Source organism: Kitasatospora sp. NPDC097643, from assembly GCF_040302625.1.
GTDB lineage: Bacteria > Actinomycetota > Actinomycetes > Streptomycetales > Streptomycetaceae > Kitasatospora.
The window spans coordinates 1-16,206 of sequence record NZ_JBEOSA010000066.1; the positions used below are offsets into that span (position 1 = coordinate 1).

General features: G+C 73.7%; 12 protein-coding genes. 5 read left to right on the forward strand and 7 right to left on the reverse strand.

Going from position 1 to position 16,206, the window contains the following annotated elements; genetic code table 11:
- Positions 1-91: 91 nt before the first annotated feature.
- Positions 92-2,584: a DEAD/DEAH box helicase gene (locus tag ABTY15_RS31705; RefSeq protein WP_502893642.1), complete on the reverse strand. Its 2,493-nt coding sequence runs from the start codon at positions 2,582-2,584 to the stop codon at positions 92-94.
- A gap of 159 nt (positions 2,585-2,743) precedes the next feature.
- Here ABTY15_RS31705 and ABTY15_RS31710 point away from each other — a divergent pair, with 159 nt between their 5' ends.
- On the forward strand, positions 2,744-3,925 hold the full coding sequence (locus ABTY15_RS31710) for an 8-amino-7-oxononanoate synthase (RefSeq protein WP_350602884.1): 1,182 nt from the start codon (positions 2,744-2,746) through the stop codon (positions 3,923-3,925).
- A gap of 33 nt (positions 3,926-3,958) precedes the next feature.
- On the opposite strand, the gene ABTY15_RS31715 is transcribed toward ABTY15_RS31710, so the two are convergent.
- The 3 genes from ABTY15_RS31715 to ligD are packed head-to-tail and all read right to left on the reverse strand — an operon-like array spanning position 3,959 to position 6,513.
- Positions 3,959-4,819, reverse strand: coding sequence for an aminoglycoside phosphotransferase family protein (locus tag ABTY15_RS31715; protein ID WP_350602886.1), 861 nt, complete (start codon positions 4,817-4,819; stop codon positions 3,959-3,961).
- Positions 4,816-5,466: a GNAT family N-acetyltransferase gene (locus ABTY15_RS31720; RefSeq protein WP_350602889.1), complete on the reverse strand. Its 651-nt coding sequence runs from the start codon at positions 5,464-5,466 to the stop codon at positions 4,816-4,818. Before ABTY15_RS31720 ends, ABTY15_RS31715 begins: the two co-directional genes overlap by 4 nt.
- A 39-nt stretch (positions 5,467-5,505) precedes the next feature.
- Complete coding sequence (gene ligD / locus ABTY15_RS31725) at positions 5,506-6,513, reverse strand: non-homologous end-joining DNA ligase (protein ID WP_350602892.1); 1,008 nt, start codon at positions 6,511-6,513, stop codon at positions 5,506-5,508.
- A gap of 66 nt (positions 6,514-6,579) precedes the next feature.
- Here ligD and ABTY15_RS31730 point away from each other — a divergent pair, with 66 nt between their 5' ends.
- Complete coding sequence (locus ABTY15_RS31730) at positions 6,580-7,641, forward strand: ATP-dependent DNA ligase (RefSeq protein ID WP_350602894.1); 1,062 nt, start codon at positions 6,580-6,582, stop codon at positions 7,639-7,641.
- Positions 7,642-7,733: 92 nt separating this feature from the next.
- Here ABTY15_RS31730 and ABTY15_RS31735 read toward each other — a convergent pair whose 3' ends face one another.
- On the reverse strand, positions 7,734-9,092 hold the full coding sequence (locus ABTY15_RS31735) for a serine hydrolase domain-containing protein (RefSeq protein WP_350602898.1): 1,359 nt from the start codon (positions 9,090-9,092) through the stop codon (positions 7,734-7,736).
- Positions 9,093-9,560: 468 nt separating this feature from the next.
- Here ABTY15_RS31735 and tdh point away from each other — a divergent pair, with 468 nt between their 5' ends.
- Together tdh and ABTY15_RS31745 are read left to right on the forward strand one after the other, a co-directional pair.
- A complete protein-coding gene (tdh, locus tag ABTY15_RS31740; RefSeq protein WP_350602902.1) occupies positions 9,561-10,589 on the forward strand; it encodes an L-threonine 3-dehydrogenase in 1,029 nt (342 codons plus the stop codon).
- A 34-nt stretch (positions 10,590-10,623) separates the two neighbouring features.
- Positions 10,624-11,817: a glycine C-acetyltransferase gene (locus ABTY15_RS31745; RefSeq protein WP_350602907.1), complete on the forward strand. Its 1,194-nt coding sequence runs from the start codon at positions 10,624-10,626 to the stop codon at positions 11,815-11,817.
- Between the two features lie 232 nt (positions 11,818-12,049).
- Here ABTY15_RS31745 and ABTY15_RS31750 read toward each other — a convergent pair whose 3' ends face one another.
- Together ABTY15_RS31750 and ABTY15_RS31755 are read right to left on the reverse strand one after the other, a co-directional pair.
- Complete coding sequence (locus ABTY15_RS31750) at positions 12,050-13,483, reverse strand: TolB family protein (RefSeq protein WP_350602910.1); 1,434 nt, start codon at positions 13,481-13,483, stop codon at positions 12,050-12,052.
- A 159-nt stretch (positions 13,484-13,642) separates the two neighbouring features.
- On the reverse strand, positions 13,643-15,070 hold the full coding sequence (locus tag ABTY15_RS31755) for a TolB-like translocation protein (RefSeq protein ID WP_350602913.1): 1,428 nt from the start codon (positions 15,068-15,070) through the stop codon (positions 13,643-13,645).
- A 218-nt stretch (positions 15,071-15,288) separates the two neighbouring features.
- Here ABTY15_RS31755 and ABTY15_RS31760 point away from each other — a divergent pair, with 218 nt between their 5' ends.
- Entirely contained in the window at positions 15,289-16,197 is a 909-nt protein-coding gene (locus tag ABTY15_RS31760; protein WP_350602916.1) for a LysR family transcriptional regulator, read from the forward strand.
- The last annotated feature ends 9 nt before the right edge of the window (positions 16,198-16,206 follow it).

A 16,206-nucleotide genomic window follows, 5' to 3' on the forward strand; every position in this document is an offset into this window, starting at 1 on the left:
GGCGCCTCCCACCCGCCCGCAAAAAACCACGCCGGGGGCCCGGGGCCCCCCCCCCCCGGGCCCCTGGCCTTGGTTCATCGTCGACGGTCGGTCAGCCGCCGAGGCGGTCCACCGCGGTCACCCGCAGGACCGCGCGGCCCTCCTCGTCCGAGCCGTACAGGTCGACCTCGGCGCTGATGCCCCAGTCGTGGTCGCCCTCCGGGTCGTCGAAGATCTGCCGGACCTTCCAGGCGGAGTCCTCCTCCTCGATGATCAGCATCTTCGGGCCGCGCGCGTCCGGGCCGGTGCCGAGGTCGTCGTACTCCTCCCAGTACCCGTCCATGGCGTCCGCCCAGCGGTCCCCGTCCCAGCCGTACTCGCCGTCCAGGTCGCCGAGTTCGTCGTAGTGCTCCAGCGCGCACAGCTCCACCCGGCGGAACATCTCGTTGCGCACCAGCACCCGGAACGCCCGCGCGTTCGCCGTCACCGGCGCCGGCTTGTCGTCCAGCGTCACCTCGGCGGCCTGCGGCTCGGTCGGGTTGGCCAGCTGCTCCCACTCGTCGAGCAGGCTGGAGTCGACCTGGCGGACCAGCTCGCCGAGCCAGGCGATGACGTCCTTCAGCTCGTCGGTCTTCACGTCCTCGGGGACGGTCTGCTCCAGCGCCTTGTACGCGCCCGCCAGGTAGCGCAGCACGATGCCCTCGGTGCGCGCCAGCTCGTAGAAGCCGACGTAGTCCGAGAAGGTCATCGCCCGCTCGTACAGGTCGCGCACCACGGACTTCGGCTGGAGCTGGTGGTCGCCGATCCACGGGTGCGCCCGGCGGTACACCTCGTAGGCGTGGGTGAGCAGCTCCTCCAGCGGCTTCGGGTAGGTGATCTCCTGGAGCCGCTCCATCCGCTCCTCGTACTCGATGCCGTCGCGCTTCATCTCGCCGACGGCCTCGCCGCGGGCCTTGTTCTGCTGGGCGGCGAGGATCTGGCGCGGGTCGTCGAGCGTCGCCTCGACCACCGAGACGACGTCCATCGCGTAGGTGGGCGAGGTCGGGTCGAGCAGTTCGAAGGAGGCCAGGGCGAAGGTGGAGAGCGGCTGGTTGAGCGCGAAGTTCTCCTGGAGGTCCAGGGTGAGGCGGACGATCCGGCCCTCGGCGTCCGGCTCCGGCAGCCGCTCCACCACGCCGCCCTCCAGCAGCGAACGGTAGATCGCGATCGTGGTGCGGATGTGCCGGCGCTGCGCGGAACGGTCCTCGTGGTTGTCGGTGAGCAGCTTGCGCATCGCGTCGAAGGCGTTGCCGGGGCGGCCGATCACCGACAGCAGCATCGCGTGGCTCACCTTGAACCGGGAGACCAGCGGCTCCGGGTCGGCGGCGATCAGCTTGTCGAAGGTCTCCTCGCTCCAGCCGACGAAGCCCTCCGGCGCCTTCTTCCGGACCACCTTGCGCTTCTTCTTCGGGTCGTCCCCGGCCTTGGCGATCGCCTTCTCGTTCTCGATCACGTGCTCGGGCGCCTGCGCCACCACCTGCCCGACCGTGTCGAAGCCGGCCCGGCCGGCCCGGCCGGCGATCTGGTGGAACTCGCGGGCGCGCAGGATCCGCACGCGCTGGCCGTCGTACTTGGACAGCGCGGTGAACAGCACCGTGCGGATCGGCACGTTGACCCCGACACCGAGCGTGTCCGTCCCGCAGATCACCTTCAACAGGCCGGCCTGGGCGAGGCGTTCGACCAGCCGGCGGTACTTCGGCAGCATGCCCGCGTGGTGCACGCCGATGCCGTGGCGCACGTAACGGGACAGGTTGCGGCCGAACTTGGTGGTGAAGCGGAAGTTGCCGATGAGGTCGGCGATGGCGTCCTTCTCCGCCTTCGAGCACATGTTGATGCTCATCAGCGACTGGGCCCGCTCGACCGCCTCCTTCTGCGTGAAGTGCACGACGTAGACCGGTGCCTGACCGGTCTGCAGCAGCTCCTCCAGGGTGTCGTGCATCGTGGTGCGGCGGTACTCGTAGAACAGCGGCACCGGGCGGGTCGCGTTGCGCACCACCGTGGTCGGCCGGCCGGTGCGGCGGGTCAGGTCCTCCTCGAAGCGGCGGACGTCGCCGAGGGTCGCCGACATCAGCAGGAACTGCGCCTGCGGCAGCTCCAGCAGCGGGATCTGCCAGGCCCAGCCGCGGTCCGGCTCGGCGTAGAAGTGGAACTCGTCCATGACCACCTGGCCGATGTCCGCCCGGGTGCCGTCGCGCAGCGCGATCTGCGCCAGCACCTCGGCGGTGCAGCAGATGATCGGCGCGGTCGGGTTGACGCTCGCGTCGCCCGTCATCATGCCGACCTGCTCGGTGCCGAACATCTTCACCAGGTCGAAGAACTTCTCCGACACCAGCGCCTTGATCGGCGCGGTGTAGAAGGTCCGCTGCCCCTCCGCCAGCGCCGCGAAGTGCGCGCCCGCCGCCACCAGGCTCTTGCCCGACCCGGTCGGCGTCGCCAGGATCACGTTGTTCCCGGACACCAGCTCGATCAGCGCCTCCTCCTGCGCCGGGTACAGCGTGATCCCCCGCTCCTCCGCCCAGGCTGCGAACGTCTCGTACAGCGCATCGGGAGTGGCGGGCTTCGGCATCAGATCAAGGAGGGTCACCCGGCTATCTTGCCTGCTCGCCGCCACCCCCGGCAAAGCCCGAGGCGGCCCCCGGGGTACGACACGGCCAACTCCGCGGCGGCGACTCTGTGCCCAGTCGCACATTGCCCGGTGATCGCGGGCCGTGCCAGAGTGCCGGACATGGCCCACCCCCTCGCGTCCGAAGCGCACACTCTCACACCTGCCGCCGTGTTCGACTGGCTCGACGAGGCCGCCGAGCTGCGGGCCGAGGCGGGGCTCACCCGTACGCTGCGCAGCCGGGCCGCCGAGGAGCCGTTGCTGGACCTGGCGGGCAACGACTACCTGGGGCTGACCAGGCACCCGGTGGTCACCGGGGCGGCGGCGGAGGCGGCGTTGCGGTGGGGTGGCGGGGCGACCGGGTCGCGGCTGGTGACCGGGACGACGGCGCTGCACACCGAGCTGGAGGAGGAGCTGGCCGCGTTCTGCGGGGCGGAGGCGGCGCTGGTGTTCTCCTCCGGGTACACCGCGAACCTGGCGGCGCTGACGGCGCTGACCGACCCGGACACGCTGATCGTCTCCGACGCCTACAACCACGCCTCGCTGATCGACGGCTGCCGGCTCGCCCGGGCGGACGTCCGGCGGGCGCCGCACAGTGACCCGGCGGCCGTCGGGGAGATCCTGGCGGGGCGGACGCAGCGGCGGGCGCTGGTGGTCAGCGACTCGGTGTTCTCGGTGGACGGGGACGCCGCCCCGCTGGCCGGGCTGTCCGATGCGGCCCGGGCGCACGGCGCCGCGCTGCTGGTCGACGACGCGCACGGGCTGGGCGTCCTCGGCCCCGGCGGGAGCGGGGCGCTGGCCGCGGCCGGGCTCGCCGGGCAGCCGGACACCGTCGCCACCGTCACCCTCTCCAAGTCGCTGGGCTCCCAGGGCGGCGCCGTGCTCGGCCCGCGCCGGGTGATCCGCCACCTGACCGAGACCGCCCGCACCTTCATCTTCGACACCGGCCTGGCTCCGGCCGCCGCCGGCGCCGCGCTGGCCGCGCTGCGGCTGCTGCGCGCCGAGCCGGAGCGGGCGGACCGGGCCCGCGAGGTCGCCCGGGCCCTGGCCGGGCAGCTCACCGCCGCCGGACTGCGGGCCTGCGAGCCGGACGCGGCCGTGGTGTCGGTGCGCGCCCCCTCCCCGGAGGCGGCCGTCGCCTGGGCCGCCGACTGCCGCCGGGCCGGCCTGGCCGTCGGCTGCTTCCGCCCGCCGTCCGTGCCGGACGGGGTCTCCCGGCTGCGACTGACGGCGCGCGGGGACCTGACGGACGCCCAGATCGCCGACGCGGTGCGGATCATCGCGGAGCTGGCCCCGCGGGGCTGACCCGCGACGGGCTGACCCGCGACGGGGCGACGTTCAGAGCCCGGCCAGTTCGCGGAGGAACGCCGTCTGCGCGTCCCGCCGGCCGGCCGCCAGGCGCGGGGCGGCGACGATCGGGGCGATGGCGCGGCACCACGCGAGGGTGCGGACGGGGTCGGCACCGGGCACGAGCGGGGTGAGCGCGGCGATGCGGTCGCGGACGCCACCGAGGTCCGCCACGCCGTCGAGCACCCAGTCGACCAGGTCGAAGTCCGGGTCGCCGAGAGTGGCCCGGGGGTCGATGACCACCGGTCCGGCGGGGCCGTCGAGGACGTTGCCCGGGTGCAGGTCGCCGTGGACCAGCGCCACCGGGCCGTCCGCCGCCAGGTCGAGGGCGCGGGTGCGCGCCGAGGCCCGGACGAGCCCGGGGGCCCGCCGTTCGGTGAGGTCGAAGAGGAAGTCGACCCGCTCGGCGAGGGCGGGGAGCCGCACCCCGGCCACCGGCACCGACCGCAGCGCCGTCAGCAGTGCGGCCACCTCGTCGGGCCGCCAGGCGCGCTCGCGCAGCGTGCTGCCCGGGCTGACGCCGGCGAGCAGCAGCGCGCCGGTCGCCGGGTCGGCGGTCAGCAGGCGGACCACGGACGGCAGGCCGGACCAGGCGCGCAGCGCGGTCTCCTCCTCGGCCGCCACGCGGCGGTCCGGGGTGAGCTTGAGCCAGACGGTCGCGCCCCCGCCGTCGGTGCAGCGGAGGACGCGGGCCGTCCCGCCGCCGCCGGCGGCCCGTACGGTCAGGCCCCAGCGCTCGGCGAGCGAGTCCACCACGGCGGGCAGCGCCGCGCACCAGGCCTCGGCGGACGGGCCGAAGCGGACCGCCAGCCGGGCCCGGACGTCGGCGGGGACTTCGGCGAGGTGGGTCACGGTCGCCCCAGCACCAGCAGGGTCTCGGCGCCGACCGGGCGGTAGCCGGCGGCCTGGAAGACGCGGACGCTGGTCGCGTTGCCGGGCGCCTGCTGGGCCCAGACCACCTCGCCCGCCGGGAGCAGGTGCCGGGCGGCGGTGGCCAGGGCCCGGCCGAGGCCGCGGCCGCGCGCCTGCGGGTCCACCTCGATCGCGGCCTCCCAGCGGCCGGCCACGCCCCGGCCGAGCACCAGCACGCCGCCGTCGGTGGTGAACACCCGGACGTCCTCGCGGTAGCGCAACGCCCTGACCACCCGCGGGTGTTCGCGGTCCTCGACCGGGGTCAGCGGCAGCGGCGGCTCGCCGGGGAGGCGGGTGGCGACCGTCAGCAGGTCGATGTTGTTGACGACGCGGCCGGTGCGCTCGGCGAAGGCGGTGAGGAAGGGCGGGCAGAGCGGGGCGGCCAGCGGGTCGCTGGGCACGGCGGCGAGCGTCTCGCGCACCCAGGCCGGGTCCTCGTCGGTGAAGATCACCGCGTGCGCCGAGAAGGACAGCACCCCGGCGTCGCGCGGCGAGGGCTGCGGGACGACCGTCACCGAACCGTCCGACGGCGGGAATACCCCGCCCGCCGCGTCCGTGAGTATTTCCGACAGCCCTCGCGCGCCCATGTGTCCCCCCGGTTGATCGTGGAGCGCCAGCCTAGTTGATCACTTCTTCCTGGCCCGGCTCGGCTGGACCCGGGTGGGCTCGCCGGCCGCCTTGGGGTGGTCGGGCGGGTAGGGGAGTTCGCCCAGGCCCTCGTCGTGCAGCTGGCGTTCGTACAGTTCCAGCAGGCCGTCGAGGCGGAACGCCCGGCCCTCCATCTCGGCGTTCAGGTCGCCGAGTTCGGCGAAGCGGGCGGGGACGGTGCGCAGGTCGAAGTCCTCGGGAGAGGCGTCGTCCAGCTCCTCCCAGCGCAGGGGGGTGGAGGCGGTGGCGCGGGGGCGGGCGCGCAGCGAGTAGGCGGAGGCGATGGTGCGGTCGCGGGCCATCTGGTTGTAGTCGACGAAGATGCGTTCGCCGCGTTCCTCCTTCCACCAGGCGGTGGTGACCTTCCCGGGCATCCGCTGCTCCAGCACCCGGCCGAGGGCGATCACCGCGTGCCGGCCGTCGGTGAAGGTCCACTCGGGCTCCAGCGGGACGTAGACGTGCAGGCCGCGCCCGCCGGAGGACTTGGGCCAGCCTCGCAGCCCGAACTCCTCCAGCAGGGCTCGCAGTTCGTGGGCGGCGCGGACGGCGTCGTGGAAGTCGGTGCCGGGCTGCGGGTCGAGGTCGATGCGCAGCTCGTCGACGTGGTCGGTGTCGGTGCGCCGCACCGGCCAGGGGTGGAAGGTGAGGCAGCCCAGGTTGGCGGCCCACAGGACGGCGGCCGGCTCGGTGGGGCAGATCTCGTCGGCGGAGCGGCCGCTGGGGAAGTTGATCCGGGCGGTGGGCAGCCACTCCGGCAGGCCCTTGGGGGCGCGCTTCTGGTAGAAGAACTCGCCCTCCACCCCGTCCGGGAAGCGCTGGAGGGTGGTGGGCCGGTCCCGCAGTCCGCGCAGCACCCCGTCGGCGACGGCGAGGTAGTACTGCGCGACGTCCAGCTTGGTGAAGCCGCGCTCGGGGTAGTACACCTTGTCCGGATTCGACAGCCGGACGGTCCGCCCGGCGACTTCCAGTTCGACGGCTGAGCCCATGTGTCACACGCTACGGTCGCCCGGCCCGGCGCGCGCCCCGGGGCGCCGCGCGCGAGGATCGGAGGCATGGACCTGCCCGTGATGCCACCGGTGGCGCCGATGCTCGCCAAGTCGGTGGCGAAGATCCCGCCGGGAATGCAGTACGAGGCCAAGTGGGACGGCTTCCGCTCGATCGTGTTCCGCGACGGCGCCGAGGTGGAGCTCGGCAGTCGCACCGGCAAGCCGCTGACCAGGTACTTCCCCGAGCTGGTCGAGGCGTTCCGGCGCGAGCTGCCGGCGCGCTGCGTGCTGGACGGCGAGGTGGTGATCGCCCGGGACGGCCGGCTGCGGTTCGAGGAGCTGCTGGAACGGATCCACCCGGCGGCGAGCCGGGTGAAGCTGCTGGCCGAACGGACGCCCGCCTCCTTCGTCGCCTTCGACCTGCTGGCCCTCGACGACACCTCGCTGCTGGACGAGCCGCTGTCCGTCCGCCGCGCGGCCCTGGAGGCGGCGCTCGCCGACGCGGCCGACCCGGTGTTCACCGCACCCGCCTCCACCGACCGCGAGCTGGCGCAGAGCTGGTTCGCCGAGTACGAGGGCGCCGGGCTGGACGGGGTGGTGGCGAAGCCGCTGGACCAGCCGTACCGGCCGGGGGAGCGGACCATGTTCAAGATCAAGCACGAGCGCACCGCGGACTGCGTGGTGGCCGGCTACCGCGAGCACAAGAGCGGCCCGGTGGTCGGCTCGCTGCTGCTCGGCATCCACGACGCGGAGGGCCGGCTCCAGCACGTCGGCGTCTGCGCCGCCTTCGCCATGGCCCGCCGCCGCGAACTGGCCGAGGAACTGGCGCCGCTGCGGATGACCGACCTCTCCCAACACCCGTGGGGCGCCTGGGCGGACGAGGCCGCACACGTGGAGGGACGGCTGCCGGGCGCGGTCAGCCGGTGGACCGGCGGGAAGGACCTGTCCTGGGTCGCGCTGCGCCCCGAGCGGGTGGTGGAGGTCGCCTACGACCACATGGAGGGCACCCGCTTCCGGCACACCGCCCAGTTCCGGCGCTGGCGCCCGGACCGCACGCCGGAGAGCTGCACCTACGCGCAGCTGGAGGAGCCGGTGTCGTACGACCTGGGCCAGGTGCTGGGGGTCTGACGGCCGGTCAAGAGTGAAGCGGCACAAGAGCTGCAAAGAGCCAGGGGCCCCTTCCGGAGAGCGGAAGGGGTCCCTGGCGTAGCGGCGGACGGTCAGGCCCGCACCCCGGACGGCGAGCCGGAGGGCGTGGCCGGGGCCGACGGGGCGGCGGTCGCGGGCGGGATCGAGTAGACGTGCTTCGGCGAGACGATCTTCGTGATCTCGTTCGCGAACAGCGAGGACGGCTCCGAACCCTGGTACAGCACATCGGTGTTGAGCAGCATCGCCAGCGTGGCCTGCGCCTCCGGCAGGTACACCGCGACGCTCTCGTAGCCGGGCAGCGAGCCGTTGTGCCCGATCCACCCGTTGTTGTCGAACAGCCCGAAGCCGTACCCGACGCCCGGGTCCCCGGTCGGCAGCGTCTTCAGCCGCTGCGCCTGGGTGGCCGGAGTGAGGATGGCGCCGGTGGCCAGGGTCTTCGCCCAGCTCTCCAGGTCGGAGAGGGTGGTGATGATGGCCCCGGCCGTCCACGCCCAGGACGGGTTCCAGTCGGTGGCGTCCGCGATCGCCCCGTTGGGCGTCTGGTCGGTGTAGCCGTGCGCGTGCGGGTCGGGGAACTCGTGGCCGACCGGGAAGACGGTCTGGGCCAGCTTGGCCGGCGTGAACACCTGGTCCTTGAGGAACAGGCCGGCCGGCTGGCCGCCGACCTTCTCGATCAGCTTGCCGAGGATGATGTAGTTGCTGTTGTTGTACTGGAACTGCGTGCCGGGCGGGGCGACGGCCGGGTGCTTGTACCCGTACGCGAGCAGCTGGTCGGGCGTGAACACGTGGTTCGGGTCGTTGATCAGCGTGTTCACGAACTCCGGGTCGGAGGAGTACGGGAACAGACCGCTGCGCATCTCGCCGAGCTGGCGCACCGTGATGCCGTCGCCGCCGGGCACGCCGTCCACGTACTTGGAGATCGGGTCGTCCAGCCCGACCTTGCCCTGGTCCACCAGTCGCAGCACGCCGGTCGCGGTGAAGGTCTTGGTCTCGCTGCCGATCCGCAGACTGAGGGCGGGTGTCATCGGCGCATTGCTGATCTTGTCGGCGACGCCGAAGGACCGCAGGTAGGTGCCGCCGGGCGTGCTGACGACGACGTTGATGCCGGGGACCTTGGTCTTGCTCAGCAGCTGCTGGATCGTGGCGTCGAGCTGCTTGGTGACCTCGGGGGTCAGCGGCACCACCCCGCCACCGCCGGACGAGGCCGCGGCCGACGGGCTGGCCGCGGCCGGCTCGGCGGTCACCGCCGGTTCGCCGACCTGCTGCGCGGAGGTGGACGGGCCGGAGCAGGCCGCGCCGGCCAGCAGCCCGGTCAGGGCCAGGGCGGCGGCCGCCACCCGGCCGGTGGAGCGGGGAAGGACCGGCTGCGGCCGTCCGGTGCCGGGCATCGGCCGTCCGGTGCCGGTCATCGGCCGTCTGGTGTTGGTCATTGTGTCGAGGCGCCTCTCTGCGGCGGACGGCCCCGGAGCGCTGCTCCACGCGGCCGTGGGGGGAGCGTCGCCACCGTAAGCACCGCCCGGGCCGCCCCGCGCGTCGGTCGCCGCCGGGCTGGCCCGAACGGACCACCGGTCAGCCGAGTGCCCCAGCGCCGGAGGCGGGCGCGCCGACTCGCGCTGTCAAGGACCGCCGCCCGTCGGGCGGTTGGTGTCGGACCGCGGCGCCCGCGCCCGGCCGAACGGGTGAGCACCGGCACGCCGCGAGCGCCCCCGGCCCCAGCTCGGGCACGATCGTTTAGCCCAGCTGTGGCCGCCCTTAAGAATTCCTCGATGGACCGGACCCGCCCCCACCAGGCAGATTTCTGCCTGCCCGGAGCGCACCCGTCGGCAACGGCCACACCGGGCGCCGTCGGCCTGCCCACCCTCGCAGTCCGCCCCACTCGCACCTCAGGAGCCGTCGCCGTGAAGGCACTCGTCAAGCAGAACGCCGAGCCCGGACTCTGGCTGATGGACGTCCCGAAGCCCGAGATCGGCCCCGGCGACGTGCTGATCAAGGTGCTGCGCACCGGCATCTGCGGCACCGACCTGCACATCCGCAAGTGGGACGGCTGGGCGCAGCAGACCATCAAGACCCCGCTGGTGCTCGGCCACGAGTTCGTCGGCGAGGTGGCCGAGATCGGCTCCGCCGTCGCGGACATCGCGATCGGCGACCTGGTCAGCGGCGAGGGTCACCTGGTCTGCGGCAAGTGCCGCAACTGCCTGGCCGGCCGCCGCCACCTGTGCCGCAACACGATCGGCCTGGGCGTCAACCGCAACGGCGCGTTCGCCGAGTACGTGGCGCTGCCCGCCTCCAACGTCTGGGTGCACCGGGTGCCGGTCGACCTGGACGTCGCCGCGATCTTCGACCCCTTCGGCAACGCCGTGCACACCGCGCTGTCCTTCCCGCTGGTCGGCGAGGACGTGCTGGTCACCGGCGCCGGCCCGATCGGCATCATGGCCGCCGCCGTCGCCAAGCACGCCGGCGCCCGCAACGTGATGATCACCGACGTCTCCCCGTACCGCCTCGACCTGGCCCGCCAGGTCGGCGTCACGCTGGCGCTGAACGTCGCCGAGCACACCATCGAGGAGGGCCAGCAGAAGCTGGGCCTGCGCGAGGGCTTCGACGTCGGCCTGGAGATGTCCGGCCGCCCCGAGGCGATGCAGTCGATGATCGCCAACATGACGCACGGCGGGAAGATCGCCATGCTCGGCCTGCCCGCCGAGGACTTCCCGGTGGACTGGGCCCGCATCGTCACCTCGATGATCACCATCAAGGGCATCTACGGCCGCGAGATGTTCGAGACCTGGTACGCGATGTCCGTGCTGCTGGAGGGCGGCCTGGACCTCAGCCCGGTGATCACCGGCCGGTACGCCGCCGACGACTTCGAGGCCGCCTTCGACGACGCCGCCAGCGGCAACTGCGGCAAGATCATCCTCGACTGGACCGCCTGAGTCACCACCCCGCCGATCCGATAGGAGTCTGCCCGTGTTCGACAACGTGCGCGCCGACATCGCCACCACCCTCGACGAGATCCGCGAGGCCGGCCTCTTCAAGCCGGAGCGGGTCATCGGCAGCCCGCAGAGCGCCGCGGTCACCGTCACCGCCGGCGGCCGCCCGGGCGAGGTGCTGAACTTCTGCGCCAACAACTACCTCGGCCTCGCCGACCACCCCGAGGTGCTCGCCGCCGCCAAGGACGCGCTGGACCGCTGGGGCTACGGCATGGCCTCGGTGCGCTTCATCTGCGGCACCCAGGACGTCCACAAGGAGCTGGAGAACCGCCTCTCGGCCTTCCTCGGCCAGGAGGACACCATCCTGTACTCCTCCTGCTTCGACGCCAACGGCGGCGTCTTCGAGACCCTGCTCGACGAGCGCGACGCCGTCATCTCCGACGCGCTCAACCACGCCAGCATCATCGACGGCATCCGGCTCAGCAAGGCCCGCCGCCACCGCTACGCCAACCGCGACCTGGCCGACCTGGAGCAGCAGCTCAAGGAGACCCAGGACGCCCGCCGCCGCCTGATCGTCACCGACGGCGTGTTCTCGATGGACGGCTACGTCGCCCCGCTGCGTGAGATCTGCGACCTCGCCGACCGCTACGACGCGATGGTCATGGTCGACGACTCGCACGCCGTCGGCTTCGTCGGCGCGGGCGGCCGCGGCACCCCCGAACTGCACGGTGTGATGGACCGCGTGGACATCATCACCGGCACCCTGGGCAAGGCCCTCGGCGGCGCCTCCGGCGGCTACGTCGCCGCCCGCCGGGAGATCGTCGCCCTGCTGCGCCAGCGCTCCCGCCCGTACCTGTTCTCGAACTCGCTCGCCCCGGTGATCGCGGCGGCCTCGCTGAAGGTGCTCGACCTGGTCGAGCAGTCCAACGAACTGCGCGAGCGGCTGGCCGCCAACACGGCGCTGTTCCGGGCGAAGATGACCGAGGCCGGCTTCGAGATCCTGCCCGGCGACCACCCGATCGCCCCGGTGATGATCGGCGACGCGGCCAAGGCCGGCCGGCTCGCCGAACTCCTGCTGGAGCGCGGCGTGTACGTGATCGGGTTCTCCTACCCGGTGGTCCCGCACGGCCAGGCCCGGATCCGGGTGCAGCTGTCCGCGGCGCACTCCACCGAGGACGTCGAGCGCGCCGTGGCGGCCTTCGTCGACGCGCGCGCCGCGCTGGGGGAGTAGCCCGCCGGACCCGTCGCGGCCCCCGTCCGGGCCGCGGGTCCACCCAGACCGCCCGTGGCCGGTCCGCTCGGAACCGGACCGGCCACGGGCCTCCAAGGCCGCCCCGCGGCCCCTGAACCAACTGCCCACCCTCCCGCCCGGGAGTGGGAAGCCGCTCCCCCCCGCGGCTTCCCACTCCCGTTCGCGGTTTCCGGGGGCGGTGCGTCGTCAGCGGGTGCTCAGTGCGTGGGGTTCAGTGCGTGCGGGCGAAGACGTGGAAGTTGTCGCTCGCCGGGTCGTTGACGCCCTGGACCAGGTTGCCGCTGGTGGAGCCGAAGACCACCGTGGTGCCCTTGGCGTCCACGAACGGGTCGACCGACGCGCCGTTGGCCGGCGAGCCGTCCGCGGCCGTGCTGACCCGCTCGGTGCGGCCGGTGCGCAGGTCGTGCCGGTAGACGTCGGTGGCGGTGTGCTTCGGGCCCTCGACCAGGTTCTCGGAGTCGGAGGTGAAGTAGACCCAGCGGTTGTCGGCCGTGAGCACGCCGTGGGTGGACGAGCCGGTCGCGCTGGTGCCCGGCAGGGTGGTGTTGACCCGGGTCACCGTGCCCTTGCGCAGGTCGCGGACGAAGAGGTCCTTGTTGAGGCTGCTCGGGCCGCGCGAGGCCGGGGCGTCGTAGACGGCGTAGCGCCCGTCGGGGCTGATCGTGGCGTCGAAGCCCACGGGCGTCGCCGTTCCGGCCGGGTCGGTCGCGGCGACGGCGGTGCGGCCGGTCTCCAGGTCGTAGGTGTAGTACGGGGCGAACCGGGGCCGGGACAGCTTCGGGTCGGCGGCGGCGGGAGCGGCGAGCGCGGCCTTGACCCCGGGCGCCTGGGCGGCCGGCAGCAGGTTGCCGGCGAAGGAGCTGAAGCCGACGGTGCGGCCGTCCGCGCTGATCGTCGGATTGACGGAGTAGCTGTCGGCGGGCGAGCCGTCCGCGCCGACCGAGACCAGGCGGGTGGTGTGCTGCCGGCGGTCGGTGACGAAGACGTTGTAGGTGCCGGACGGGTAGCTGAGCGCGGGCGCGGCTGAGGCCCCGCCGACCAGGTCGGTTCGGGTGGAGACGAAGGCCACGTAGCGGCCGTCGGCACTGATCGACGGGCTGGCGGCGGAGGACTGCGACTGGTCGCCGGTCCCGTCGCCGGCGGTGATCAGCTCGGTGCGGCCGGTCACGCGGTCGCGCACGTAGACGTTGCCGTAGCCCTTGGGCGTCTGGCCCGGGACGGCGTTCTTGGCGTCGCTGGAGAAGGCGACGTACCGGCCGTCGGCGCTGATCGCCGCGTCGCTGCTGAAGCCGTCCAGGGGCTTGCCGTCGTCGGACACGGTGACGCGTTCGGTGCCGCCGTCGCGCAGGTCCCGGACGTAGACGTCGCGTCCGCCGGTCGGCTTCTCGGGCACCAGGTTGCCCGCCCCCGAGACGAACAGCGCGTACCGGCCGTTCGCGCTGACCCCGGCGGCCCAGCCCGGGCTGTCGGGCGTGGCGCCGTCCGGCCCGAGGTCCACCTGGGTGGTGTCGCGCAGCGGCGGGGTGGCCTGCGCCGGGGTGGCGGCGGCGGTGGCGAGCAGGGCGGCGGCCAGTACGGCGCCGCCGCCGGCCAGCCACCGGTTGCGGGTCGTACGGATGCGGGTCGTAGGGGTGCGGTGGGTCATGTCGGCGGTCCTCCCCGAGGTGATCGCCCGGCCGGGCTCCCTCCCGGCGGCGGGCTCGGGGAGAGCCAATCGCCGGGAGGGAGCGCCGGTCAACCGGAGCAGGAGATATCGGCTGGAAATACGTCAACAGGCGTATTTCGTACGGAGAGTGACTCAGTGTCAGAGGCGACGGCGGAAGACGTCCGTGACGTTGTTGGTGTCGCCCGGGACGAGGTTGCCGTCGCCGGCGCTGAAGAGCACCGTGTCGCCGAAGGCGTCCACGTACGGCCCGAACGACGGGGCCGTGCTCTGCGCGCCGTCCGCGGCGACGCTCACCCGCTCGACGCGTCCGGTCCACAGGTCGCGGCGGAAGACGTCGGTCGCCTGGTTGGTGTCGCCGGGCACGAGGGTCTCGACGTCGGAGCTGAAGTAGACCCAGCGGCTGTCGAGGGTCATGACGCCCTCGGAGGAGGAGAGGTCCGTGGTGGTGCCCGGCAGCGGCGTGCTCACCTGGGTGACCGTGCCGGTGGCCAACTCGCGGACGTAGACCACCAGGTGGATGCCGTGCGAGCCGGGCCGCCCGCCGGGCCGGGGGACGCTGTAGACGGCGTAGCGGCCGTCGGGGCTGATCCGGCCGTCCTGGCCGGTGGGCCGGAACGCCCCGGTCTCGTCGTAGCTTGCGCCGCTGATCCGGCCGGTGCGGGCGTCCCAGACGTAGAACGGGTAGAACCGGGGCACCGTCAGCCGGGGGCGGGCGCCGGTGGTCGGGGCGGGCGGGGTGGCGTCCTCGGCCTGGTCGTCGGTGAGGGCGGCGGTGGCGGCCGGTTGTTCCTGGGGCGGGAGCAGGTTGCCCGCCCGTGAGGTGAAGCCGACGGTCTGGCCGTCCGCGCTGAGCGTCGGCTCGAAGGAGTTCTGGTCGGCCGGCGTGCCGTCGGCGCCGACGGTGACCAGCCGGGTGGTGTGGGTCCAGCGGTCGGCGACGTAGATGTTGACCCGGCCGCGCTTGACCGTCGACCCGAGGTCGGTGCGGTCGGAGGCGAAGGCCACGTAGCGGCCGTCCCAGCTCAGGCTGGGGTTGACGGCCATCCGGATGCTCTGGTCGTCGGCGCTGGCGCCGGTGCCGGCGCTGACCAGCTCGGTGCGGCCGGTCCACCGGTCGCGGACGAAGACGTCGAACCGGTGCTGCTGCTGCCCGGGCACCACGTTGGTCGCGGCCGTGCTGAACGCCACGTAGCGGCCGTCGCCGCTGATCGTCGCGTCGGCGATGCCCGCGTCCAGCCGGGAGCCGTCGTCGGCCAGGTCGACCTGCTCGACGTGCCCGTTCCGGACGTCCCTGACGTAGAGGTCCTGGGTGTCGCCGACGTGGCCGGGGGCCAGATCGCTCGCCGAGGAGCTGAACAGCGCCGAACGGCCGTCGGCGCTCAGGCCCAGCGCGTACGAGTCGGCGTTCAGCTGCTCGCCCTTCGGGCCCTCGCTCACCCGGGCGGTGTCGCCCTTCGGCGGCCGGGCCTCGGCGGCCGGCATCGCGGCACCGGCCACGGCGGCCGCCAGCAGCACGACGGCGGTACGGGCCGCCAGCCGGCGGCGGGAACGTGCGGTGGTGGTCATGGTCATCCTCCCCCTGTGACGGCGACGGGCCCCCGACACCCCCGTGGCCCGCCTCGGGAACGAGCCAAGCGCCGCGTGGCCCGGTCGGTCAACGGGGCGGATCGAGCTCGTCCGGAAATACGCCATGAGGCGTACCGGGTCCGGTGGCCTCGGTACCGGGCGGACCCGGATTCCGGGCGACGGGCCGGTGGGCTCCGCCGCGCTGGCAGAATTGGCCTGTGATCGACGCACGACGGCTGCGGACCCTGCGGGCCGTGGCGGACCACCGCACCGTGACCGCCGCGGCGGCCGCCCTCTACCTGACGCCCTCCGCGGTCTCCCAGCAGCTGGCCGCCCTGGAACAGGAGACCGGTCACCACCTGCTCGCCCGGGAGGGCCGGGGCGTGCGGCTCACCGCCGCCGGGGAGATCCTGCTCGGCCACGCCGACGCCGTCCTCGCCCAGCTCGAACGCGCCGAGGCCGACCTCGCCGCCTACAGCGCGGGCGTCTCCGGCGAGGTCACCGTCGCCTCCTTCGCCACCGGCATCGCCCTCGTGCTCGCCCCCGCGATCGGCCTGCTCGCCGAGCGCGCGCCCGGCGTCCGGCTGAAGGTGCAGGACGCCGAGGGCGACGCCAGCCTGCCGATGGTCCTCGACGGGCGGGCCGACCTCGCCGTCGCCGTCGAGTACCGGGGCGCCCCGCGCGCCGACGACGCCCGGCTCACCCGCGTCCCGCTGTACGCCGAGCCCTTCGAGGCCGTCCTGCCGCTCGGCCACCCGCTGGCCGCCGACGAGGGGCCGCTCGCCGTCGCCGACCTGGCCGGCGAGCCCTGGATCGGCCCCTACCCGGGCAACCCCTGCCACGACGTCGTGCTGCTGGCCTGCGAACACGCGGGCTTCCAGCCACGGCTGGTGCACTCCTCCGACGACTTCCGGGCCGTCGTCGCCCTCGCCTCGGCGGGCGCGGGCGTCGCCCTCGTCCCCCGCTCGGCACTGCGCGGCGCCGACCTCGGGCAGGTCGCCGTCCGCCCCGTCGACAGCGAACTCGCCACCCGCCGCGTCTTCGCCGCCGTCCGCGCCGGCGCCGACGGCCACCCGCTCATCCGGCCCGTCCTCGATGTTTTGGCCGAGGCCGCCGCCACTGCTTGAGCCGGGTGG

Bases quoted from the DNA above. Each gene is read 5' to 3' on its own strand.
- ABTY15_RS31705 (WP_502893642.1), bottom strand. From the start codon at position 2,584: ATGCCGAAGCCCGCCACTCCCGATGCGCTGTACGAGACGTTCGCAGCC.
- ABTY15_RS31710 (WP_350602884.1), top strand. From the start codon at position 2,744: ATGGCCCACCCCCTCGCGTCCGAAGCGCACACTCTCACACCTGCCGCC.
- ABTY15_RS31720 (WP_350602889.1), bottom strand. From the start codon at position 5,466: ATGGGCGCGCGAGGGCTGTCGGAAATACTCACGGACGCGGCGGGCGGG.
- ligD (WP_350602892.1), bottom strand. From the start codon at position 6,513: ATGGGCTCAGCCGTCGAACTGGAAGTCGCCGGGCGGACCGTCCGGCTG.
- ABTY15_RS31730 (WP_350602894.1), top strand. From the start codon at position 6,580: ATGGACCTGCCCGTGATGCCACCGGTGGCGCCGATGCTCGCCAAGTCG.
- ABTY15_RS31735 (WP_350602898.1), bottom strand. From the start codon at position 9,092: ATGACCAACACCAGACGGCCGATGACCGGCACCGGACGGCCGATGCCC.
- ABTY15_RS31750 (WP_350602910.1), bottom strand. From the start codon at position 13,483: ATGACCCACCGCACCCCTACGACCCGCATCCGTACGACCCGCAACCGG.
- ABTY15_RS31755 (WP_350602913.1), bottom strand. From the start codon at position 15,070: ATGACCACCACCGCACGTTCCCGCCGCCGGCTGGCGGCCCGTACCGCC.